This is a genomic window from Rhizobium beringeri (genome assembly GCF_004306515.1).
Classification (GTDB): domain Bacteria; phylum Pseudomonadota; class Alphaproteobacteria; order Rhizobiales; family Rhizobiaceae; genus Rhizobium; species Rhizobium beringeri.
Genome location: NZ_SILG01000001.1, coordinates 3,174,228 through 3,195,462 on the forward strand (window position 1 = coordinate 3,174,228; position 21,235 = coordinate 3,195,462).

A 21,235-nucleotide genomic window follows, 5' to 3' on the forward strand; every position below is an offset into this window, starting at 1 on the left:
AACCCTCTCGGAATATACGGACCAGTCCGTCAGAATACCGGCTCAGCCGTCGACGTGACCGGAGAGGGCAACCTGCGCCGACGAAACGGCGACGGCGAGGTCGACGCCCTTCACAAATGTGCCGCCGGCTTTGCGCAGGTCGTTCGCGGTCCCCAAATCCCCCGTCGGATTGAGAGGCTTGACCGTACCCGCGCCGAGATCAGCAAGCCAAAGACCCGCCTCACCGGGTATACCTATAATGACAGCTTTCGCCATGTAATGCCCCTAAGTTATTGTTAAAAACCGGCCTTCAATAGGCCCTCCCGATATAGCTCTTTTTGCCAATGTTCCTTGAAGGGGACGATGGCGAGCCACTTCTCGACGTCGAAAACCGGGTTGATGCTTTCGGCCCGTTGCCGATGGAAGAGCGCCCGTTTTCGATCGCCGATCATTGCGCAACTGGCCGCGGCGATGCGATGGGCCGGCGCTTTGTCTTTCATCGCCTCGACATAGGCGATGGCCTCCTCGTACTGTTCCAGGAAAAAACTCGCTCCCGCAGCACACCAGAGATAGGCGTCAGGCGCTATCGGATTGAGCGAAATCGCCTTTTTGATCTTGGCGAGCGCATCGCCGGGGCGGGATGCATGCACCAGCGTATCGGCATGGCTATAGATGACATCGGCAAAATGCGGGCTGAGTTCTTCCGCCAGATGAAGTGCGGCGACACTGGCATCGACATCGCCGAGATAGAGTTTGGTGACGCCAAGCTCGCGATGGCCCGCCGCCGATGCTGGATCCCGTTCGATGGCCCGAAGTGCATTCTGTTCCGCCAGATGCAGCAGCTCATTGTTTCCCTGCGCCGTCACGAGCCACTCGCTGGTGAAGGTTCTCGCCAGCCCGGTAAATGACGGAGAAAAATCCGCCTTATGCGACAATGACTGCTTGAATGCCTTCCGTGCCCGGCGGATGTGCGGCAATGTCAACTTGCTCATCAGGCTCGAGCCGACCAGATAGGCGTGATAGGCCTCGGGATTGGCTTCGAAGCGTAGGCGCTCTTCCTCGTTTTCAGCCAGCTGGCGGGCCACCGACATGGTCAGCTGCTGCGCGATCAGCCGTCTCTGACGCGGCAATATATCGGGCGTCATCGCAAAGCGATTGGCCCAGATAATCTCGTCGGTGGGAAAATAAACCAGCTGGGCGAATAATCCCTCCTCGGAAAGCCTTGTATCCAGAAGATAGGCGATCGAATGACGGGCGACCACGGCAGCCTTCTCGGAGTCGCGGCGGATCTGGCCGGCCGTATGCGGCGCGACGATGGAAATGTTTCTGAGCGCGCAGAGTTCGATCGTGACGTCTTCGATCAGGGCGTTGGCAAGCGCAAGTCCGGCATCGGCATGTTTCGATGTCGGGGGAAGCAGCACCAGCCGAGGCAAGATCAGCGGCATCGGCGATATGCGTTCGATGTCGGCAGGTGTCTCACCACCCGCCTCTGACCGCTTCACCTGTACCCGGGCATGGTCGTCGCCGTTCGGCAATCTCTCATTGAGGGACGAACCGCCAGATAGCCGGTGCAGTAAGGCTCTGACCTGCTCGTCATTCGGATCCCGTTCGAGGATCTGCAGGGCGGCGCTGGAAATGGTGCGCGCCGCGCCGGGCTTTTGCGCATCCGGCAGCGCATCCAGCAATGCCTGCCGCAATTGCAGCGCCTGCGCGTCCCGTTGCGCCCTGATCCACGCATCTATCAACTTTGTCGCTGGTTTGATATTTCCGATGAACCCACGCTGGGTCAGTTCGGCGATCGCGTTCAGCCGCTCCAGTGGCGAACCGCCGGCGCGAAAAATATCCAGATCGCTGGAAACTGCCTGTGTGTTGAGACGAACCGTGGTGGCGGTGAAATCGAAGGGCACTTCGGCGCGTCCGCCGTCTGTCTCGCGGATGCGGGAAAGCAACTTGCGCAGATTGAGCCGCGCCAGATCAGCTTCGACGTCATTCCACAGAAACTGCGCCAATTCATAGCGGCTGAGTTCATGGCTCGCGCCGGCATAGATATGGGCCATCATCAACAGGCCCTTGATCGGATAGCGAACCGGATCGCCATTCGTCTCGATCAACCGCAGATCGCCGAATGTCTGCAGATGGAGCACAATCCGTCCTCAGCTGTTCATAACCGAATCGTGCAACTCACTGTCGCTTTCAGGCAACCCCGCGGCTGCCAGGCTTTTGGCCAACGCCACCAGCTTTTGCCTGATATTCGGATCCTCGATGGCGATGAATGCCTTGTTGAGCGCCAGCCCCTCTTTCGAGGACAGAAAGCTGTTCAATTCACTCGTCTGGCCGTCGATCGGCCCGGCGCCGCCGTTCTCAAAGAAAAAGCCGACGGGCACGCGAAGAATCTCGGATATGCGCTGAAGACGGCTGGCGCCTATTCTATTCGTTCCTTTTTCGTATTTCTGGATCTGCTGGAAGGTAATACCCAGAAGTTCGGCCAAGCCGTTCTGGGTCATCCCGAGCGTCTTCCGCCGAACTCTCACGCGGTTGCCAACATAGACATCGATCGAATTCGGCGATTTAGCCTTCATGTGAATAAGTCTCCCGCGTTATCAGCACGCCCAGCTGTATAATGGAGAGATTAAGCAAGAATGCAACTAAAAGTAAATATTTCCTAAGGGTTTTTTTCAGCAGTGCACACAGTAAAAGCAACCTGTGGATTATCGCAACGGGCGCCATTTGGCGCGGGTGCGCATCCTGCTCTATGGCGCAAGTCGCAGCGGACGAATGCCGTCCGAAATCAGTGCCGCTCCGACGCCGTGTCTAAGAGGCTTTTGCGCAACGGCGATCATCGACTTGGCGAAGACGGGAATCCTTCCGACATATTCAAAACGAACATTGTCGAAGCCGGCATCCAGCAGCAGCGTACTCAGCGTGTTTTTCGACCAGAACTTGATATGCCCATGATCCGTCAACGGCATGAAATGGTCGTCCATTTTCCCCACCACAGCCAGGGCAAGGTTCTTCAGATAACCATGATAGGGCGTCGAAATCACGGCGATACCGCCCGGCTTGACGAGATCGTACATCGTCGAGGTGAAAGCCTTCGGATCGTAGACATGCTCGACGACCTCCAGGCTGATGACGGCGTTGAATGTGCCGTATTCCCTGGAAAGGTCGTCATAGGCCGAGCCAACATTCAGCGGCAGTTCGGGATAATTGACATTGGCCTTCGCGATACCATCGCTGGAAGGATCAACGCCGACGACATAATATCCCTTTCCCGCAAGAGCCGCAGCTGCCCCGCCGGTACCGCATCCCAAATCAAAGACGTCGTTCCCAAGAGAACCGTCGAAATGGCCCTCCAGCATATCGAGCACGGCGGGCAAGATATAGGAGTGCGCTGTTGTCGGTTTGGCGTGAACATAGCTGGTTGCGTCTAGCTCGACGGACATATCCCTTCCCCTCGGCGATTGCGCGGCAAACCCTATCGAAGAATACGTCGAAAATTTGATGAAAATCGCTAAAACCGGCTCAATTCCAAGGATGGCCAAAATATAATCTATAGTTTTATAATAAAAAACAAAACTTCTGCGCGAAAATATGCTGCAGCCACAATATAAATAAATACATATAGATAATATCTTTATGTATCTTCGGAAAGAAGATAGAAAATTCTGTCGGTATCATAATAGTAATAACAATAATCTGTCGAAATCACGCGGAAGCCGAGATAACGGTGATCGATTCATAGACCGAATGGTGAGATCATTCGCCATCTGCCACCGCGATTGCCCCTAGCTGTATTGGAGATTCCCAACCGACATAGGGTTGAAGCGCCTACGCCGAAATCTGCAGCGCGCCCTTGCTGACGACGAGGCACAAAGGTGCCCAATTGCCGACACGAAGCCAAAGATATTTAACGGCTAAATGTATATGCTGGATCTAGAGCAATTCCAGCAAAAGTGCACAGCGGTTTGCGTCCGGAGTTGCGCAAAAAACAAAAAGATAGAGGGTTCCGTGGCTTGGAGAAAAACGGAAATGCTCTAGACCGCCCGATCGAAACCCTTCTCGCACGCCGGAGAAGACAAGCTTGCCCGATACTTCGTCGTCCGCATATGCGAAACAGCCGGTGAGAAAACCGCGGATTCCCGTTGTCTTCTGGTTGCTGCTGACGATTTCCCTCTCGCTGGTCATGGGAACGGTGCTGCTTTCCAACGACATGAAACACTTAAAGACGGTCAGCCATTATTTTGGCTTCGATCTCTTTCCCCCTGAGGTTAGGCCGCTGCCGCCCAAAGCTCTTCCCCGCCCGGCGCCTCCGGCCGCCTTCGCGCTTCCCTTGCATGTCATTGAACCGCCGGCGGCACAGACCGCGTCGACTTTTCTACGGACATGGCGGATATCCGGCGCCGCAATGTGTGCGGCGCTGCGCAATGCCGGCATCGAAACCAGCGACTGGGCGGCGGCGAGCTTCAACGCCGATACGTTCGAATGCTTTTTCGAGCAGAGCGGCAAGCGGGAAAAGGATCAGCTCCCGAACTCCGTCTTCGTCATCGTTCGCGGCGACGCCGCAGGCACGATCGACAATATGCGCGTGAAGATCGTCAATCCCGAGACCGATCAAAATGGCCAGCTCGATCCCGGCATTCTGCGAATTTTCCAAATCATGCTGCGGCAACCGCAATGGCTCGATTTTCACGAGACCCTGAACGCCATCAAGAACCTGAGGGATATCAAAGAAGACGGCTTCGGAGCTAGTATCAGCTTCACCCGCGAGGTGCTCAATCCCGGGAATTACAATTTCACACTCTCGCTGGATGCGACTTCAGGACCACAGAAAAGAACGAGAAATTATTTTTCCGGCAGAATATGGCTGCCTTTGCCCGACCCTGCGGTCGACATCAACAGCGCGCAGCCGGGATCAGTCTCCGAGCCCTCCGACACCGAGGCCCCGGCAGAAAGTCAGGAACATCGGCATTAGAGCAATTCCAGTAAAGGTACGCAGATGCTTCAAATAAATTGTGTAAAAACAAATGGATAGAGCACTAAAAAGTCGGACATGTTCTAGATTTCTGACTTCCCGCCGCGCGCCGACTTATCTCGCCATGTAACTTGCATCGTCGTGATCTCTGGCCAGAATCTTGTAAAGCTCTTTCAAACTGTCCGCACTCGGCCGTTCGGTGCTGTCCCCGCCCGCCAGGCGCCAGACACGCTCGACATTGAGGTCCTGCGTGACTTGCGCAAGGTCTTCGTTCAGCGAGCGAATGACGATCTCCGATTGACGCAGCCGCCACGACATTCTGACGAGCGCTGCGAATGGGAGGAAAATGACGCCGATGATGCCGAGAACAAGGGCTGCGAACTGCCGGTCACCGAGAAGAGATAGATCGTTTCGAACAGTCGCCATAAAAAAAACGGCATTTTGAAATGCCATATAAAAATAGCTCATCAGATAGCTAGACCAATCTTCCATCACGAGCGCCCTCCCCGAGCGGTTTATATCTTGGAATATGCTGAAAAGTCTAGCAGACACTGACAATATCCCCTGCGGCGAAAGTATATTTGAGGTTGCATTACTCTGCTGAATTGAACGCGAATCCCGTGATGGATCGGTGCCGACGAGCATGGCCCTTCAAATTCCACCGCGGACATGAAAAAAGCTAACAGTGAGAGATAGAATGAATAGAAGACGTTTCCTCGCCTCGGTTCCGCTCGCTCTGTTGTATGTTCGTGCGGGCCAGGCCCTGGCACAGGTGCCCGCCTCTGCAGGGCTGCGCGCCCTTGCCGACAGGAAGTCGTTCCGATTCGGATCGGCAATCGACCTGCAAAACGTCAACGATCCAATCGCTTCCGAGATCTACATCGACAACGTCAATTCAATAACGCCGCGAAACGAGCTGAAGTGGAATGCGACGGAAAAGAGACCGGGTGTTTTCAGCTTCGGCAGCGCCGACCGCATGGTTGCATTTGCACGTAAAAACAACATGAGGGTTTATGGCCATACGCTGATCTGGTATCGCGTCCCGGGCTGGGTGTCTGATATCACGGACGCCAAGACCATTCAGGCGACCATGAACCGTCATATAAAACAGGTTGTCACTCGCTATAAGAACTCGATCGATGCTTGGGATGTGGTGAACGAGCCGTTGGAGTATGATGCAGCGGATCTGCGGGATTGTGTTTTCCGACGCCTTCTTGGCGACGACTATATCCGTATGAGTTTCGACATGGCGCACCAAGCCAATCCCGGCGCGACGCTGGTCCTCAACGAAACGCATCTGGAGAAAAAATCCGACGTGTTCGAACAGAAGCGCGCACGCATCCTGAAAATTGTCGAGGATCTCGTCGCCAAAAAAACGCCGATCAATGCGGTGGGGCTGCAGGCGCATTTCCGCCCCGGACTCGACCGGATCGATCCAGAAGGAATGGGGCGCTTCAGCGCGGCGCTGAAGGACATGGGTGTCGGCGTTTTCATCACCGAACTGGACGCGTCCTGCCACTTCCTGAACCGCGACAAAGCCTTCACGCCGGCATCCTACGCCGATATTTTCAGTGACGTGATCACCGTGGCGGCCGAACATGGCGACTTGAAAGGCGTGACAGTATGGGGCATGTCGGAAAAATACGGCGAGCGCGATGAGAAAGCGGCCGATCCCGCTGCGGCTTGCACGAAGCGCGTTAATCTTTACGACGAAAATAATGCGCCAAGAAGTGCGATCGACGGTATCCGGCGGGCAATAGAGGCGATGTGATGCACAAGACAACGGAGACGCGAACAGATTCATGAAAAAAGCCGTTATTTACGTGGAAAAATTTTTGCCTGCCAGCCAGGCATTTGTTCTCAACCAGGCGGTAGCGTTTCGTTCTTTCGAAGCTGAAATTCTTGCCGGCTCGCGAATTTCTTCGGCGCATACAAAAAAATCCACTGTTCCGGTTCATGACATCCGTCGGTCTCCCATTGCGCGGGCCGGTGAACTGCTACTGAAAATCCCGCAGATCGGCCTTCCCTTCCTCTTTCCTGCGATCGGCAAAGCCGATCTTGTTCACGCCCATTTTGGAAAGAACGGGTATGTCATCGGCCCGTTGGCCCGGGCCGCCGGCAAGCCGCTGATCACGACGTTTCACGGCTTTGACGCGACCTATGGCGGCGATCCGAAAAAGCCGGGCGGCTTCAATCAGGTGCGTTTCTTCGCCAAGGGCCGGAGCGAGATGGCCGGATGGAATAGCTGGAACATCGCCGTTTCCGATTTCATCCGAGACCGGCTGCTGGCACTTGGCTTTCCAGCCGAACGCGTCTATCGCCATCATATCGGCATCGATCTCGATCTCTTCAAAATGGAACCCCGTCCCCGAAAAAAAGGGCGCGTGGTTTCAATTGCCCGCTTCGTCGACTATAAGGGCCATCGTTTCATGATCGATGCGCTTTCACGTGTGGCCGCTGCCGGCACCCCGGTCGAATTCGTCATGGTCGGCCAGGGTCCCTTGAAGGAGGAAATCGAAGCACGGGCGCGTCGTTCCTTGCCAAGCGTCACGATCCATGAAAATCTGTCGCAGACTGAGATAAGAGATCTGCTCGCCAGTGCGGAGCTTTATCTCCATGGAAGCGTGACCCTCGACAATGGTCACGCCGAAGCTTTCGGCCTCGCAAATCTCGAGGCGGAAGCCGTCGGTACTCCGGTCGTCGCATTTCGCTCGGGAGGCGTCGGCGAAGCGATCGAAGAGGGGAAAACTGGTTATCTCGTGGAGGAGCGGGATGTCGCAGGAATGGCGGAGGCGGTCGGAAGACTGCTCAACGACCAAGCTCTGTGGACAGCCTTTAGCGCGCGGGCACCGCTTCTGGTGGCCGAGCGCTTCGACTTACGTCGTCAGACGGGGACGCTCGAGGACTATTACAGTTCCGTGCTAGACGAATTTTCCAGCCGGGGTCGGACTTGATGGTGCAGACAGGAAAAAAGCCGAAGTGGGGACTGAACGTATTTCGGCCACTGCGGAACGGATTTGTGAAGGCCAAGTGGCTCTACTATACGAAATTCTGGGGAATGGACATTGATCCGACGGCCAGCTTTTCCTTGAGCGTGCGTTTCGACAAGACCAACCCCAGGGGATTGCACATCGGCGCGGAAACTTACGTCGCCTTTGAGGCGGCGATTCTGACCCACGATCTCACGCGCGGGCTCTATCTTCACACAAGGATCGGCAAGCGCTGCTTCATTGGCGCCCGCAGCATCATTCTGCCCGGAGTCGAGATCGGCGACGAATGCGTCATCGGCTCTGGCTCAGTGGTGACCAAGAGCGTGCCGCCGCGCTCGCTCGTCGCTGGCAATCCGGCAAAGATAATCCGCAGCGACATCAAGATCATTTCGCGTTACGGACGCATGGCACGCGAAGACGAGATGGTCTCGCAGATCGTGACGCACTTGCCGACTGGAGAAGCACGATGAAGATGTTTGCCTACCGGGGGAAACACGAGAATTTTGGCGACGAACTGAATCATTGGCTTTGGGAGCGCTTGCTGCCCGGCTTCTTCGACGACGACGAAAGCCAGCTCTTTCTCGGCATCGGTTCGATCCTCTACGACAATTTCGACCCGAATATGCAGAAGATTGTCTTCGGCTCGGGCTATGGCGGCTACACCAACCCGCCGAAAGTCGATCGCAACTGGACATTCTATTTCGTGCGCGGAAAGAAGACTGCCGAAGTCCTCGGCATCGATCCGAGCTACGCCATCGGCGATTCGGGTATCCTCACGCGCAGCTGCTGGGATGCGAAAAGCATCGAGAAGCGCTACCCGGTCTCTTTCATGCCGCATTACGAAAGCGCGATGTATGGCAGTTGGGATAAGGCCTGCGAGCTCGCAGGGATTCACTATATCGATCCCCGCTGGTCTGTGGAAAAGGTTCTGACCGAAATCAGCGCATCGCATAAAGTGGTCTCCGAGGCGATGCATGGCTGCATTATCTCAGACGCGCTGCGCGTTCCCTGGCGGGCTATCCGGCCGATCGCGCCGGGGAATCGAGCCAAGTGGTACGATTGGGCAAGTGCGCTTGATCTCGAGATCGACTTCGACGCAATTGGCCCGTCAAATATCGTCGAAGCTGGAGCATCGCTGGTACGGAAAAACACCTACCTTTTGAAGAACATAACGTTCCGCCACCGCCGCATCCGACAGCTCACCGGCAACTATGTCTTTGGATCGACGGTCAAGACGTTGCAACGGGTAGCAGAGAAGCCGGGCCAGCTCAGCACAGATGAGTCTATTATAAAGGCGCACGACAGAATGCTGCTTGAGCTAAACCGATTGAAGCAAGATTTTTCCAAGAAAACGGCAAGCGTCCTGTGATGTCGCAAACCGGGTTCGTGACGAGGCAATAGGCATGATCCTTTCTAACTCCATCAATCCGCTCTGCCCCGACAAAGGGGAGAAGCACTTTGGACGGGTGTGCAGCCCACTTAAATGGTCGATGTCCTGGTCGTGCGGAGCCGTTCATCTATGAGCAGTGTTACCGACCGACTGATCCAGGGCAGCATATGGCTGAGTCTGTCCCGCGCCATCGTCAACGGGCTTTCCGCACTCAGCACCTTTGTCCTGGCCTGGTATCTCGTGCCAGCCGACTTTGGTCTCGTTGCTATCGCAACGACGATCCAGGTCATTTTGAGCTCCGTCACCGAACTCTCGCTGAATCAGGCGCTTATCCGCCACGAATCTCCGAGCGAAGTTCACTTCAGTGCGGTGTGGACGTTGAGCGTGACGCGAAGCGCGGTTTTGGCGCTGCTGTTTGCCGCCAGTGCCTATCCGATCGCCGAGTTTTACAACGAGCCCCGGCTGACGAGCGTCATGCTTGCTTTGAGTTTCAGCCTGCTCCTGAGTGGTCTTGCCAATCCACGCCGCGTCATGCTCCAGCGTGATCTGATCTTCTGGCAGGAGTTCGTACTCAACGTCTCGCAAAAGCTGGTCGGCTTCGTCGTGACGGTGGCAATTGCTGCCATCTACCAGAGTTATTGGGCGCTCGTTGTCGGCACCCTCGCCTATCAGGTCACGAATATCATCGTTTCCTATACCGTACTGCCGTTCTGGCCGCGCATAACCTTCCGGCATGCACGGGAATTGTTTTCGTTCTCGCTCTGGCTGACGGCTGGACAGATCGTCAACACGCTGAACTGGCGGGTCGAGTATCTGTTAATCGGCAAGATGCTGGGCGCCACGCAGCTTGGCCATTATACCGTCGGCAACACTCTTGCGACCCTGCCGACGCGCGAGGCGACGGCGCCGTTGAACCAGACGATTTATCCGGGCTTTTCGAAGGTCCGCAACGACCCGGTCCGGCTTGTCGCAGCCTATCAGCGTGCACAGGCGCTTCTGGCGGCGGTGGCGCTTCCGGCCGGAATCGGCATGGCAGTCGTAGCTGATCCGATGATGCGGCTTGCCTTGGGAGAAAAGTGGGTTCCCGCCATCTTCATCGTACAGGCACTCGCATCGGTCTTCGCTCTGCAGACCCTCGGTTCGCTCGTCCAACCGCTGGGCATGGCAAAGGGCCATACCAAGATGCTGTTCATCCGCGACACGCAGATGCTGGTGGTCCGCGTGCCCATCATTATCGCTGGTCTCATGATGGCCGGGCTTCCGGGCGTCGTTTATGCACGCGTGTTGACGGGCCTGATTTCCACCGTAGTCAACATGCTTCTCGTCAAGCGCTTGATCAATCTGCCATTCTTCCAGCAGCTCGCGGCAAACTTCCGCGCGCTTGCCAGTGTCGCCGTGATGGCTGCCGGCGTCTGGGGATTGTCGCATGTCCTGAACACTCCCACCGACAAGTTGGCGCTGGCCCTTCACCTGGCCATCCTCGTCGTCACCGGCGGTATCCTCTATGTCGGTTCCAGCTTTGTCCTTTGGCTCGCGATGAAAAAGCCAAACGGCCCGGAAACCGAAGTTCAGCGTATCGTTGTCAAGTTCCTGTCAAAAGCCAAACGTATTGCCGTACCCAAGTCGGCCTGAAATTGAACGAACATAAACAAGAGAGGTAGAATGACCAGCCAATCCAGATCGGAGCTGATCGCAAAACTCAATGGCATGATCCATGATTGCCTGAAGGACTATGTCTCGCGCGACGAGCCGCTTGCGATTCTCGACTTTCCCGACATCCGCAATTGCGGCGACTCGGCAATCTGGCTGGGTGAGATGGCCTATCTCAAGGATCGCTTCGGCAAGCGCCCGGACTATGTTTCCAGACTGTACGACTTCTCCGCCGACGAACTGAAACGGCGGGTACCGACCGGCCCGATCTTCATTCACGGCGGCGGCAATTTTGGCGATATCTGGGTTGCCCACCAGGATTTCCGCGAATCGATCATGGAGCGTTTCCCGGATCGGCAGATCATCCAGTTCCCGCAGTCGATCCACTACAGTTCGCCTGAGCGCATCGAGCAATCCAAACGGGCAATCGGGCGCCACAAGAATTTCGTGCTGCTCGTGCGCGACGAAGAATCGAAGGAGTTTTCCGAAAAACACTTCGACTGCACCGTACGACTATGCCCCGACATGGCTTTTGCCATCGGTCCGCTTCCGGAAAGGGCGACACAGATTCCCGTCCTCGCCATGTTGCGGGAGGATGCGGAACGGGTTGGCGGTACCGATCGCAAAATTCCTTCCGATATTCCTGTGGAAGACTGGATTACCGAGTCGAAACGGAAGGTCGATATCGCCAAGAAGTTGGGGGTAGCTTCGGCTTATCTCGCATTGAAGCCGAGCGAAGTTGCATTGCGCAGACTGGACGCTGCGGCACACAACCGTTTCGAGCGCGGCATCAGTCAGATTTCGCGTGCCCGCGCAATCGTGACCGATCGCCTGCACGTCCATATCTGCTCGCTGCTGCTCGGCCGCCCGCATGCCGTGCTGGACAACAGCTATGGAAAGATCCGCCGCTTCATGAATGCTTTCTCCGGCGGAACCGACCTTTCATACAAGGCAACCTCGCTCGAGGACGGAATAGAGTGGGCGCGTCGTCAGGCGGCAAAGGGGCGTGTCGATGAAAAAGAAGCTGTGAGCTTGCGGGCTTAAGGGGGCATTCGATGACGCTTGTCACCTTCATTATCCCGGTCCGGCATCAGGACAATGCCCGCGATTGGAGCAGGCTGAAGGCAAACCTGACCCAGACCGTGGCCTCCATTTCCAACCAGACCAATGGAGACTGGCGCGGAATCATCGTGGCAAACGAAGGCGCTGATCTGCCTGACCTGCCGGAAAAATTCTCCGCCGTGCGTGTCACCTTTCCGCCGAACGACCTGCATGAGCTCGGAAAGGGCAGCAAGGAAGACTTCCTTGATGCCTTCCGGGCAGACAAAGGCCGTCGCGTTCTGAGCGGCATGCTGAATGCCACCGACAGCCGCTTCTTCATGATTGTCGATGACGACGATTTCGTCAGCTCTCGGATCGTTCAACACGTATCCGACAATCGGGACGCCAACGGATGGACGATCGATCATGGTTATATCTGGGACGATGGCGGTAGTTTCTTGTTTGGCCACGACGACTTCAGCCATCTTTGCGGTACCTCGTTGATCATTCGTGCCGATCTCTACCAACTGCCGGAACGCTTCGAGGAGGCTTCGCTCGACTGGATCAAGTCGATGCTGGGCAGCCATGTCCGCATAGCAAGCATCCTGGCCCAACGGGGCGCGCCGCTTACGAAACTGCCGTTTCGCGGGGCGGTCTATCGGGTCGCCCATGGCGGATCGCATAGTCAGGCACCGAGCCTGCTGCGGCAGTATTTCCTCAACCGCGGTATGCTCACCAAACCGCGGCGGTGGTTACGCAATCTTCGCAAGCTGAGGGTACTCGGCGAGGGTCACAGGCGCGAGTTTTTCGGCAAGACACGGTCAAACCCCGCGTAGGCGCCGAACTGCTCGAACATCGCACAGGCAGTCAAAATATGAAGCTCTTCTCTTTCGACTTCACCAAGAGGGTTGGTAACTGATGTCGGATATCTTCGTCAGCGTGCTCTTTTCATCTTACAATGGCGCCAGCCGCCGGTTGCGCCATATGTTGGAATCCTTGATGAACCAAGGACTTCCCCATGATCGATGGGAATTGGTTGCTGTCGACAACAATAGCAATGACGATACGTTTGAGCTTTTGAAATCGTACAGCGAGAAGCTTCCCATCACCATCCTGCAGCAGCGCAAGCCGGGAAAGTCTGGCGCGCTGAATTTGGCTTTGGATCGAGTAAAGGGAGATCTCATTGTCTTTACGGACGACGACATACGTGCCGAACCGAACTGGCTGAAAGCGATTGTCGATTGCGCCATCGCCCATCCGGGCTATGGCGTGTTCGGAGGCAGGATCGTCCCCGATTGGGAAAAGGAGCCGAAGGGCCGCTTTATCGATTGGATTCCAATGGGCTCGACTTTCGCGATCGTCGATGAAACGCAAAGCGGACCTTGTGACCCGACGAAAGTCTGGGGTCCCAACACGATCATTCGGCGAGAGTTGCTCGGAACGAGCGTGCGCTACCGGGAAGATATCGGCCCTCTTCCAGGGAAGATATTTGCCATGGGTGAAGATGCGGAAATCATCATTAGACTGGCGGCAAATGGCGCCAAGTCCTATCGATGCGCAGAGGCCGTGGTTCATCACTGGATACCGGCATCAAGTGTCACAGAGGATTGGGTACAGAAACGAGGAGAACGGCTTGGTTATGGCATGCCGGCGCTCTTCCCTGACGAGGTACCTGGAGGGGTGAGGCTCAGCGGAGTTCCACTACCGATCTGGATCGAAAGCGCGCAATGGGCATTTCGGGCAGCCATGCTTTATCTCTTGCCGCAATCGAAAAAGCGTTTCTGGGCTATCTGGAAATATTACTACATGCGTGGATATCGTGCTGGAATTCGCCGATATGCGCCCCAGACACTCGCGCGGTGATCGATTGGCCCAGGAGGCAGTAATTTGAAACTCTCGGTGCTCATCAACAATTTCAATTATGGTCGCTTTTTGCGTCCATGCATCGACAGTGTTTTGTCGCAGGCCTACCCCGACTTCGAAGTGGTGGTGGTCGACGACGGATCGACGGACGATTCCCGTCAGATCCTTGCCTCCTACAGTGAACAGATCCTGACGGTATTGAAGGAAAATGGTGGCCAGGCCTCGAGCTTCAACGCGGGTTTTGCGGCCGCAAGTGGTGATATCCTGTTTCTCCTCGATGCCGATGATGCATTTTTGCCCGGCAAGCTCGCTCGCATAGCCGAGATCTACGACCGCAGCGAGATCGACTGGTGCTTCGACCGGGTGACGACCGAGGAAAGCGACCAGCCTCCAGCAGAGCTGCAAGTGACACTGTTCGATAAGCGGGACACGCTTCGCAGGGGCGGCTTTCCCTCGCTTCCGGTTCCGACATCCGGCCTGAGCTTCCGCCGCAACCTGCTGTCCCAGATACTGCCGATGTCCGTCGCGACAGACGTCGTCCTCAGCGACAATTATATCAAGTTTGCGGCTGCCTTTCTCGGCCGCGGCGCGATCGTCGAAACACCGCTGACGTTTCAGCGCATTCATGCGTCGAACCGCTACACGGGCACAAGCAGGGCAAAGACGCTGCGCCCGCGGATCATGATCGCGACAGGGCTGGAACTGGCACGCCGCTATAACGGGCTGCAGGCACTCGGCAAGAGCCTGGTGGCTGGCGGCATTGCCGAAACGACATCGCTGCTGAAGCTTCGGAGCGAAGCTCGCAATACGGTGGCCGGCGGTCCGTTCGGCGATGCTGCCGCGACCGAAGTGGCCTTGATGGCGGCGCGCAAGCGTTTGGGAAATATGCTGCGGAGAGGACAGTCATGAATCAGCAAGAAACTTTCCCGCATTCATCCGTAGGCACAGAAGTAGGCGCCGCGCCGCTGAAGATCGCCGTCGGCGTGCTGACCTATCGCCGCCTCGACGGGATCGCCAAGCTGCTTGACGTCATGACACGCCAGGTCAGGCACCCAGCTCGCCCCTATCATCTCACCATGGTGATCGTGGATAATGATGCGGCCGGCAGCGCAAGGGCCACGGTAGAGAGCTTTGGTCAAACAGGTGCCTACGACCTGATCTACGTCATCGAACAAAACCAGGGCATACCCTTTGCACGCAATCGCGCGCTGGATTCAGCGCCTCCCGGCACTGACCTCTTCTGCTTTCTCGACGATGACGAATGGCCGGTCGACGGCTGGCTGGACGCAATGCTGGAGACACGGGAGAAAAACCGCGCCGATTGCGTCTACGGCCCGGTCCAACCGGTCTATCCCGAAAACCCGCCGGAATATTTCATCAAGGCAAGGGTGTTCGAGCGCAAGAAGAACAAGGACGGTCAACGCATTTCTTATGCGGCCTCGAACAACGTCATGTTCGACTATCCCCTGATCCGCTCATGGAATCTGCGTTTTGAAGAGAAGATGCGCTTCACCGGGGGCACGGACTACCTTTTCTTCAACCAAGCCATCCGCCGTGGCATGCAGGTCTTCTGGGCTGACAAGGCGCTTGTCCATGATATCGTTCCGGCCAGCCGGATGACCTGGAAATGGGTATTGCAAAGACAATACCGGCTCGGCAATACCTTCGCAGTCAGCGAGGTTCTGCATGGCAACCTCAAGCGCCGGATCTATCGCGCGACCTATGGCGCTACGAGAGTCATCCTTGGACTGGTCATGCTGCCGGCGATCTTGATTTCACCCTATTGGGGCATGCGAGCCCTCACCCATGTTCTGCGCGGCGCGGGCATGGTTAACGGGATTCTCGGCCATGCATACCAGGAATACAAGCCCAATGCCGCTCTCTGATATTTGTTTGCGCGAGCGCCCTTGGAAGAGTTTTGACCCTTATTATGTTCCAATTGAAAATATCATGAGTGATTGGCTGTCCATGAACTTCAAGGCTTCAATCAACCGGGCCAAAAATGGTACACTTCTATTGAACTATCGTGACACAATCGCTGTTCGTACAGAACGTTTTTTCGCCCCTATCATCGGTCAAATATAGGAGATGCCTGTCTATGACTGAGAAAAAATTGAAGGTTCTCGCTGCCTCGTCAGGAGGCGGCCACTGGGAGCAGCTGATGGCCATGCGCGGCGCATTCGAGGGCTGCGATATCGTCTTTGCAACGACCATCCCGGGACTGCTTGCAAAATACGACATTCGGGACGGACTAGTGCTTCCCGATTGCAGCCGCGACTCGATTACCATGTCGATCCGGTGCTTTTTCAGCGCCTTTTCCATCGTCATCAAACAGAGGCCCGACGTCGTCATCTCGACCGGTGCCGCGCCCGGGCTTTTTTGCCTGCTTGCCGGCAAATTGACGGGCAAGCGGACGATCTGGATCGATAGCGTCGCCAATGTCGAGAAGCTCTCCCTATCAGGAAAACTGGCTGGCCATATTGCGACGCTCTGGCTCACACAATGGCAGCATCTTTCACGGCCGGATGGCCCCCACTACGCAGGAGCTGTCCTTTGATCCTTGTCACCGTCGGAACGCAGCTGCCGTTTGATCGCCTCGTCAAATCTGTCGACACCTTCGCAAAGGAACTGTCCAAACCGGTTCTGGCGCAAATCGGCAAGGGCACCTACACGCCACAGAACATGAAATGGATCAAGAATATCGAGCCCGCGGACTTCGATAGAGTCTTTTTCGATGCGAGTGTCATCGTCTCTCACGCGGGAATTGGCACTGTGCTTACGGCGAAACGTTTTGGAAAGCCGATCATTCTCGTTCCCCGGCAGGCATCCCTCGGCGAGCATCGAAACGATCATCAGCTTGCCACGGTAGGACAGCTCGCAGGCCGACCGGGTATCTATGTTGCACATACCGACGACGATCTCAGGAACTATCTGCTCGAAGACCTGGATAGCCCGTCTCACGAGGATTCGTCGGAAGCCGGCCGGGCTTCACTGGTCACCTACCTGAAAAACTATATTGCAGCAGTCTGAACCCTGAGAGCCGTCAGGGACTGTGACGGCATGAGAGAATTTTTCATTCTCCGCAATTGTTGCCGGCGATACGTTTGACGAGTTCAGGCGCGATGATTTTGGAGGCCACGTCGGGCAAAGGATGCACGCCATCAGGAATTGCCGCCGCCAGATCATGGGCTTTAAGACGCTCCCAGTTGGGCCGGTGGTCGACAAACTCCAGACCACGTTTTTCCGCCTCCGCCTGATGGGCAGAGACATAGCTATCGGCAAAAGGGCGGATTAGCCCACGCAATCCTGAAAACGGATTCATGGCCATGACGATGATCCGCGCTTGCGGCAGGCGCTGGCGGAGCTGGTCGAGGATGTCGCCGATATTCTTTCGGCTTTGCGCAAGCGACACGAACCGATGCAATGTCGCATCGTTAGCGTAGAGTTCAATCAGGATGATATCCGGTTGCGCGGCAACGACGCGATCAACTTGGGTAAGCGCCCATAGTGACGTCTCGCCGCTCTTTGCAACGCTCTCGACTTTCACGGGCCTTCGCAGGCAGGCTGAAAGCCCTGTCTCGAGAGCGGGCTGCCACCCCCCGCGGGCCGTCAAGGATGTTCCGAAAGCCACTATTTTCAGCGGCTGAGGGCCATCGGCATGGCCGTTTTTGACCGCTGAAAACATCACCAGACACGCCAGAAACAGAACCAGTCCATAAGCCGGTCGCCTCTCAGTCGGCGCCGCTCGCCAAAGCAGCAAACACATCATGGGGAGACCTTGCAGCAGGCTTGAGACAATTTCGTGAAATGGCCGATCATGCCCGTTCGAGCAAGGCGAAACTATCCAACCTCACCCTGGCGGATGGCTGCTTTGAGACGTCGGGGCTCTCAACGACGCGAAACAGCCGCCAATCACTCCTGGCGAAATACGTGCTGCATCTGATCGGTCAGCGGCTTCGTGAGATAGGATATGACGGTCCGATCGCCGATCTTGATAAAGACCTCGGCCGGCATGCCGGGATAGAGCTTTATCGTCTTCATCCTGGCAATGCTTTCAGCTTTCGGCTTGACGCGCAGGGGATAGTAGCTGATGCCCGTGCGCTCATCCTTGACGATATCAGGGGCGATTGAGGTAATCTCACCGCTCACATCAGGCGTCGTGCGTTGATCGAAAGCACTGAAACGCACATCGACGGACTGGCCGACATGAACCTGGTCAATATCGCGGGTGGCGACTTTCGCCTCGACCGTAAGTTCGTTATTTTCGGGAACGACGAGCATCAACGTCTGACCGGGATCGATGACACCATTGACGGTGTGAACCGAAAGTTCGTGAACTCGCCCAGTCAGCGGCGCGGTAATGTCGAGACGGTGCAGCTGATCGAGTGCGGTTCCGCGGCGCTCTTCATATTCGGCGATCTGTGCCTCGACGTCGGTCAGGTCCTTTGCGATCTCCGAACGACGATCCTCATCCAGCTGGATTGACTGGCGATCGATCTCGATTGCCTTACCCTCGGCCTCCGCCTTTGCTGCGATTTCCTGGCCGCTATTGCCCTGGAGATCGGCGCGTGCGCGCTTGAGCGTATTCAAACGCTGAAGCGTGACGAGCCCCTTCTTGTAGAGCGTATCAATGCCCTCAAGCTCCTGTTCGATCAAACCCAAGGCATCGTTGGTGGCATTGATCTGAACGACCAACCCCTTTACCTGCTCGCCCAGCTGATCCTTGCGCGATGCCAACTGGCTCTTCATTCCGATAAGCGCCGTCCTGCGACTGTCGAACAACTTCTGCTCACCGTCGAGAAGCTTCTCCGCGGAGGTGCTGGATGTCAGATCACTGATGTTTTCCTCGACCTCGAACGACTCGGCGCCGATTCGCTCCGCCTTCAGACGGGCGCGGCGCGCATAAAGCTGAGCGAGCGTGCTTTCGACAATCGAGAGGTTCGCTCTTGTCGTCGTCCCGTCGAGTCGTATCAGCACCTGCCCTGCCGTCACATGGTCGTTTTCGGCGACCAGCAGTTCCGACACGATACCGCCTGTCAGGTGCTGGACCTTCTTGACATCGCCGTCGACGACGATCACGCCCTCGCCGATGACTGCGCTCGAAAGCTCTGTCGTCGCCGCCCAACCGCCGATGCCGCAAACGAGGGCTATCGACAGCACACCGACAACGGCAACATGCCGATTGAGGGAACGTTTCGATTCACTGATAACTTTACTCACAATCTTCCCTCTGGCCTATTCGGCCGCATTCATGCCGTCGACGACGACTTTAAGCTGAGCCACGCGCTCGGCAATCGGCGTGCGCGCCGCTTCCGGACGGCTGACCCTTGCCAGAACTTCCTCTTTGGGACCGAACGCGATCATGCGGCCATCCTGCATCATCAACACGAAGTCGCAGACCGCCAGAACGCCGGACCGATGTGCGATGACAACGACAATGCCGCCGCGCGCCCGCACGCTCATGATCGCGGCACTCAGCGCCCGCTCGCCTTCTTCATCGAGATTGGAGTTCGGCTCGTCGAGCACGACGAGGAATGGTTCGCCGTAAAGCGCTCTTGCAAGCGCGATACGCTGCCTCTGGCCGGCTGAAAGCGCGGCACCGCCTTCTCCGATTTCGGTTTCGTAACCGTTCGGCAGACGAAGGATAAGATCGTGAACACGCGCCGCCCTCGCTGCGGCAACCACTGCCTCGGGCGACATCTCCTTCGCGAAGCGGCAGATATTCTGAGCGACGGTGCCCGAGAAAAGCTCCACATCCTGCGGAAGATACCCGATATGCCGGCCAAGTGCGTCGCCGTCCCACTGGTCGAGTGCTGCGCCATCAAGGCGAATGGATCCTCTGACCGTCGGCCAGATGCCCATCATCGCCCGCGCCAGCGACGACTTACCCGATGCACTGTAACCAATGACCCCAAGCGCACTCCCTGCCCTTAAGCCGAAGCTGACATCGGAGATGACCAGGCGCTGGCCCGCCGGCGGTCCGCTCGCCAGGCCCTCGACAGTGACTTGCTTGGTAGGCGCCGCGAGCGCGAGAGGGGCTGGAATTTCAGGAATGGTCTTCAGCAGGCTAGAAAGCCGCGCCCAACTCTGCTGAGCAGAAACGAAACCACGCCAATTTCCGATCGCCGCTTCGACAGGCGCCAGGGCGCGAGAGGTCAATATCGAGCCGGCGATGATAATTCCCGAAGAGGCCTGCCCTTGAATGACCAGGATTGCGCCGGTCGCGAGCGTTCCCGATTGCAAAGCAATACGGAAAATCTTCGACAAGGTCGCATATCCATTGCCGACATCCGATGCCTGCCGGGTGATCGTCCGGTATTCGCTGTTCTTGCGGTCCCAGATTTCGGCCATCGTGCCTGCCATGCCCATGGCGTGAATGACCTCGGAGTTGCGGATCGAGGTCTGCGCGAAGGCATTCCGCATATTGGCGGAGTCAGACTGCTTTTTCGAGAGCGTACGCGTTCCCTGATTGGTCATGAACGTCAGGATGGCGAGAACCAGCGATCCACCGATCGCGATATATCCGATCGCCGGATGGAACAGGAAGCAGATCACGATATAGAACGGCAACCACGGCAGATCGAACATCGCCGTCGGGCCCATACCGGACAGGAAGGTTCTGATCTGGTCGAAGTCGCGCAACGGCTGAAGCCCGTCGCCGCCGATTTTGACCTTCAGCGGAGCCTTGATAAGCGCCCGGAAGACACGTCCGTTCACCATCTCGTCAAGTGAACCGGCAACACGCACGAGCATCCTGCTTCGCAGAACCTCGAACGCTCCTTGAAAGGCATAAAGCATTAACGCAAGTATTGCCAGGGCAGCCAGCGAGGGTATGCTTTTGCTGGGGATGACCCGGTCATACACCTCAAGCATAAAAAATGAACTTGTAAGATAGAGGATATTGATAAGCGCGCTTGCTATTCCAATGAAAACAAGCCCCCCCTTGCATTTCCTCAATGCTTTGGACGGCTCGCTCACATCAGCTGTTGAACTCTGAAACACCAAGTAATCCCTCTCTTACCGCATAACCCACAGGCATACATGCCAGCGCACCGCGGCTACGGGTCCATCAAGCCCGATCAATGACACAACCGCATCTGGATCGTCAGCACCGGTGCCGATCCTCCGCTTGCAAGCTCACTACTTATTATATGAATCCCACCAAAAAATGACCAAATAATTCCAATTTATAGCACGCGATTTCAGGGGTTCTTAACTTAACGCTACGCTAAATATACCGGCCTAAGCAAGTGAAAATCGCAACCCGCCCAATAACGGTTCAAAGGGATGGCCGCGCCGCGTGCATAAACACGATGTTTACTCGGGTATTAACTATATATTCAGTCTATA

22 protein-coding genes are annotated in these 21,235 nt (G+C 56.4%); 14 read left to right on the plus strand and 8 right to left on the minus strand.

Annotation, left to right across the window (positions count from 1 at the left end):
• Nucleotides 1-42: 42 nt before the first annotated feature.
• The 4 genes from ELH03_RS16005 to ELH03_RS16020 form a co-directional block, all read right to left on the minus strand.
• Complete coding sequence (locus tag ELH03_RS16005; RefSeq protein WP_128401193.1) at nt 43-255, minus strand: hypothetical protein; 213 nt, start codon at nt 253-255, stop codon at nt 43-45.
• 20 nt (nt 256-275) lie between these two features.
• The gene (locus ELH03_RS16010) at nt 276-2,123 is read right to left on the minus strand and encodes a peptide antibiotic resistance protein (RefSeq protein ID WP_128401192.1); all 1,848 of its coding nucleotides are present in this window, start codon (nt 2,121-2,123) and stop codon (nt 276-278) included.
• A 9-nt stretch (nt 2,124-2,132) separates the two neighbouring features.
• Complete coding sequence (locus ELH03_RS16015) at nt 2,133-2,558, minus strand: helix-turn-helix domain-containing protein (protein WP_105007079.1); 426 nt, start codon at nt 2,556-2,558, stop codon at nt 2,133-2,135.
• Nucleotides 2,559-2,729: 171 nt separating this feature from the next.
• Nucleotides 2,730-3,422 (minus strand): class I SAM-dependent methyltransferase, encoded by a 693-nt coding sequence (locus tag ELH03_RS16020; protein ID WP_130766505.1) that lies wholly within the window; start codon nt 3,420-3,422, stop codon nt 2,730-2,732.
• A gap of 638 nt (nt 3,423-4,060) precedes the next feature.
• On the opposite strand from ELH03_RS16020, the gene ELH03_RS16025 reads away from it, so the two are divergent.
• Nucleotides 4,061-4,951 (plus strand): DUF6030 family protein, encoded by an 891-nt coding sequence (locus tag ELH03_RS16025; RefSeq protein WP_128400032.1) that lies wholly within the window; start codon nt 4,061-4,063, stop codon nt 4,949-4,951.
• Nucleotides 4,952-5,065: 114 nt separating this feature from the next.
• Here ELH03_RS16025 and ELH03_RS16030 read toward each other — a convergent pair whose 3' ends face one another.
• Nucleotides 5,066-5,443, minus strand: a complete 378-nt coding sequence (locus ELH03_RS16030; RefSeq protein ID WP_233942475.1) for a hypothetical protein — start codon at nt 5,441-5,443, stop codon at nt 5,066-5,068.
• A 205-nt stretch (nt 5,444-5,648) separates the two neighbouring features.
• Between ELH03_RS16030 and ELH03_RS16035 the strand changes: the two genes are divergently transcribed.
• The 13 genes from ELH03_RS16035 to ELH03_RS16095 all read left to right on the plus strand — a co-directional run bounded on the left by ELH03_RS16035 (nt 5,649) and on the right by ELH03_RS16095 (nt 16,915).
• A complete protein-coding gene (locus tag ELH03_RS16035) occupies nt 5,649-6,722 on the plus strand; it encodes an endo-1,4-beta-xylanase (protein ID WP_128400031.1) in 1,074 nt (357 codons plus the stop codon).
• 31 nt (nt 6,723-6,753) lie between these two features.
• A complete protein-coding gene (locus ELH03_RS16040) occupies nt 6,754-7,905 on the plus strand; it encodes a glycosyltransferase (RefSeq protein WP_128400030.1) in 1,152 nt (383 codons plus the stop codon).
• Nucleotides 7,905-8,411: an acyltransferase gene (locus ELH03_RS16045; protein ID WP_018481602.1), complete on the plus strand. Its 507-nt coding sequence runs from the start codon at nt 7,905-7,907 to the stop codon at nt 8,409-8,411. Before ELH03_RS16040 ends, ELH03_RS16045 begins: the two co-directional genes overlap by 1 nt.
• Nucleotides 8,408-9,310: an exopolysaccharide glucosyl ketal-pyruvate-transferase gene (pssM, locus tag ELH03_RS16050; protein WP_128400029.1), complete on the plus strand. Its 903-nt coding sequence runs from the start codon at nt 8,408-8,410 to the stop codon at nt 9,308-9,310. The genes ELH03_RS16045 and pssM overlap by 4 nt, the downstream gene beginning before the upstream one ends.
• Before the next feature lie 150 nt (nt 9,311-9,460).
• Entirely contained in the window at nt 9,461-10,963 is a 1,503-nt protein-coding gene (locus ELH03_RS16055) for a lipopolysaccharide biosynthesis protein (protein WP_128400028.1), read from the plus strand.
• 30 nt (nt 10,964-10,993) lie between these two features.
• Nucleotides 10,994-12,025: a polysaccharide pyruvyl transferase family protein gene (locus tag ELH03_RS16060; protein ID WP_105007086.1), complete on the plus strand. Its 1,032-nt coding sequence runs from the start codon at nt 10,994-10,996 to the stop codon at nt 12,023-12,025.
• 11 nt (nt 12,026-12,036) lie between these two features.
• Nucleotides 12,037-12,858, plus strand: coding sequence for a galactosyl transferase (locus ELH03_RS16065; RefSeq protein WP_128400027.1), 822 nt, complete (start codon nt 12,037-12,039; stop codon nt 12,856-12,858).
• Between the two features lie 82 nt (nt 12,859-12,940).
• A complete protein-coding gene (locus tag ELH03_RS16070; protein WP_128400026.1) occupies nt 12,941-13,885 on the plus strand; it encodes a glycosyltransferase family 2 protein in 945 nt (314 codons plus the stop codon).
• Nucleotides 13,886-13,909: 24 nt separating this feature from the next.
• Nucleotides 13,910-14,794 carry a glycosyltransferase family 2 protein gene (locus ELH03_RS16075; RefSeq protein WP_128400025.1) on the plus strand — a complete coding sequence of 295 codons (885 nt, stop codon included), beginning with the start codon at nt 13,910-13,912 and terminating at the stop codon, nt 14,792-14,794.
• A complete protein-coding gene (locus ELH03_RS16080) occupies nt 14,791-15,771 on the plus strand; it encodes a glycosyltransferase family A protein (protein ID WP_128400024.1) in 981 nt (326 codons plus the stop codon). Before ELH03_RS16075 ends, ELH03_RS16080 begins: the two co-directional genes overlap by 4 nt.
• Nucleotides 15,758-15,970, plus strand: a complete 213-nt coding sequence (locus ELH03_RS16085) for a hypothetical protein (RefSeq protein WP_128400023.1) — start codon at nt 15,758-15,760, stop codon at nt 15,968-15,970. Before ELH03_RS16080 ends, ELH03_RS16085 begins: the two co-directional genes overlap by 14 nt.
• 13 nt (nt 15,971-15,983) lie before the next feature.
• On the plus strand, nt 15,984-16,442 hold the full coding sequence (locus tag ELH03_RS16090) for a glycosyltransferase family protein (RefSeq protein WP_027683437.1): 459 nt from the start codon (nt 15,984-15,986) through the stop codon (nt 16,440-16,442).
• Nucleotides 16,439-16,915, plus strand: coding sequence for a glycosyltransferase (locus tag ELH03_RS16095; protein WP_128400022.1), 477 nt, complete (start codon nt 16,439-16,441; stop codon nt 16,913-16,915). The genes ELH03_RS16090 and ELH03_RS16095 overlap by 4 nt, the downstream gene beginning before the upstream one ends.
• A 43-nt stretch (nt 16,916-16,958) precedes the next feature.
• Here the strand turns inward: ELH03_RS16095 and ELH03_RS16100 are convergent, their stop codons facing one another.
• The 3 genes from ELH03_RS16100 to ELH03_RS16110 all read right to left on the minus strand — a co-directional run bounded on the left by ELH03_RS16100 (nt 16,959) and on the right by ELH03_RS16110 (nt 20,887).
• The gene (locus ELH03_RS16100; protein WP_128400021.1) at nt 16,959-17,654 is read right to left on the minus strand and encodes an SGNH/GDSL hydrolase family protein; all 696 of its coding nucleotides are present in this window, start codon (nt 17,652-17,654) and stop codon (nt 16,959-16,961) included.
• 143 nt (nt 17,655-17,797) lie between these two features.
• On the minus strand, nt 17,798-19,105 hold the full coding sequence (locus ELH03_RS16105) for an HlyD family type I secretion periplasmic adaptor subunit (protein ID WP_128400020.1): 1,308 nt from the start codon (nt 19,103-19,105) through the stop codon (nt 17,798-17,800).
• 15 nt (nt 19,106-19,120) lie between these two features.
• Nucleotides 19,121-20,887, minus strand: a complete 1,767-nt coding sequence (locus tag ELH03_RS16110) for a type I secretion system permease/ATPase (protein ID WP_128400019.1) — start codon at nt 20,885-20,887, stop codon at nt 19,121-19,123.
• Between the last annotated feature and the right edge of the window lie 348 nt (nt 20,888-21,235).

Coding starts and splice junctions, on each gene's coding strand:
- ELH03_RS16005 (WP_128401193.1), bottom strand. CDS start 255: ATGGCGAAAGCTGTCATTATAGGTATACCCGGTGAGGCGGGTCTTTGG.
- ELH03_RS16015 (WP_105007079.1), bottom strand. CDS start 2,558: ATGAAGGCTAAATCGCCGAATTCGATCGATGTCTATGTTGGCAACCGC.
- ELH03_RS16020 (WP_130766505.1), bottom strand. CDS start 3,422: ATGTCCGTCGAGCTAGACGCAACCAGCTATGTTCACGCCAAACCGACA.
- ELH03_RS16030 (WP_233942475.1), bottom strand. CDS start 5,443: ATGGAAGATTGGTCTAGCTATCTGATGAGCTATTTTTATATGGCATTT.
- ELH03_RS16035 (WP_128400031.1), top strand. CDS start 5,649: ATGAATAGAAGACGTTTCCTCGCCTCGGTTCCGCTCGCTCTGTTGTAT.
- ELH03_RS16040 (WP_128400030.1), top strand. CDS start 6,754: ATGAAAAAAGCCGTTATTTACGTGGAAAAATTTTTGCCTGCCAGCCAG.
- ELH03_RS16045 (WP_018481602.1), top strand. CDS start 7,905: ATGGTGCAGACAGGAAAAAAGCCGAAGTGGGGACTGAACGTATTTCGG.
- pssM (WP_128400029.1), top strand. CDS start 8,408: ATGAAGATGTTTGCCTACCGGGGGAAACACGAGAATTTTGGCGACGAA.
- ELH03_RS16055 (WP_128400028.1), top strand. CDS start 9,461: ATGAGCAGTGTTACCGACCGACTGATCCAGGGCAGCATATGGCTGAGT.
- ELH03_RS16060 (WP_105007086.1), top strand. CDS start 10,994: ATGACCAGCCAATCCAGATCGGAGCTGATCGCAAAACTCAATGGCATG.
- ELH03_RS16065 (WP_128400027.1), top strand. CDS start 12,037: ATGACGCTTGTCACCTTCATTATCCCGGTCCGGCATCAGGACAATGCC.
- ELH03_RS16070 (WP_128400026.1), top strand. CDS start 12,941: ATGTCGGATATCTTCGTCAGCGTGCTCTTTTCATCTTACAATGGCGCC.
- ELH03_RS16080 (WP_128400024.1), top strand. CDS start 14,791: ATGAATCAGCAAGAAACTTTCCCGCATTCATCCGTAGGCACAGAAGTA.
- ELH03_RS16085 (WP_128400023.1), top strand. CDS start 15,758: ATGCCGCTCTCTGATATTTGTTTGCGCGAGCGCCCTTGGAAGAGTTTT.
- ELH03_RS16090 (WP_027683437.1), top strand. CDS start 15,984: ATGACTGAGAAAAAATTGAAGGTTCTCGCTGCCTCGTCAGGAGGCGGC.
- ELH03_RS16100 (WP_128400021.1), bottom strand. CDS start 17,654: ATGATGTGTTTGCTGCTTTGGCGAGCGGCGCCGACTGAGAGGCGACCG.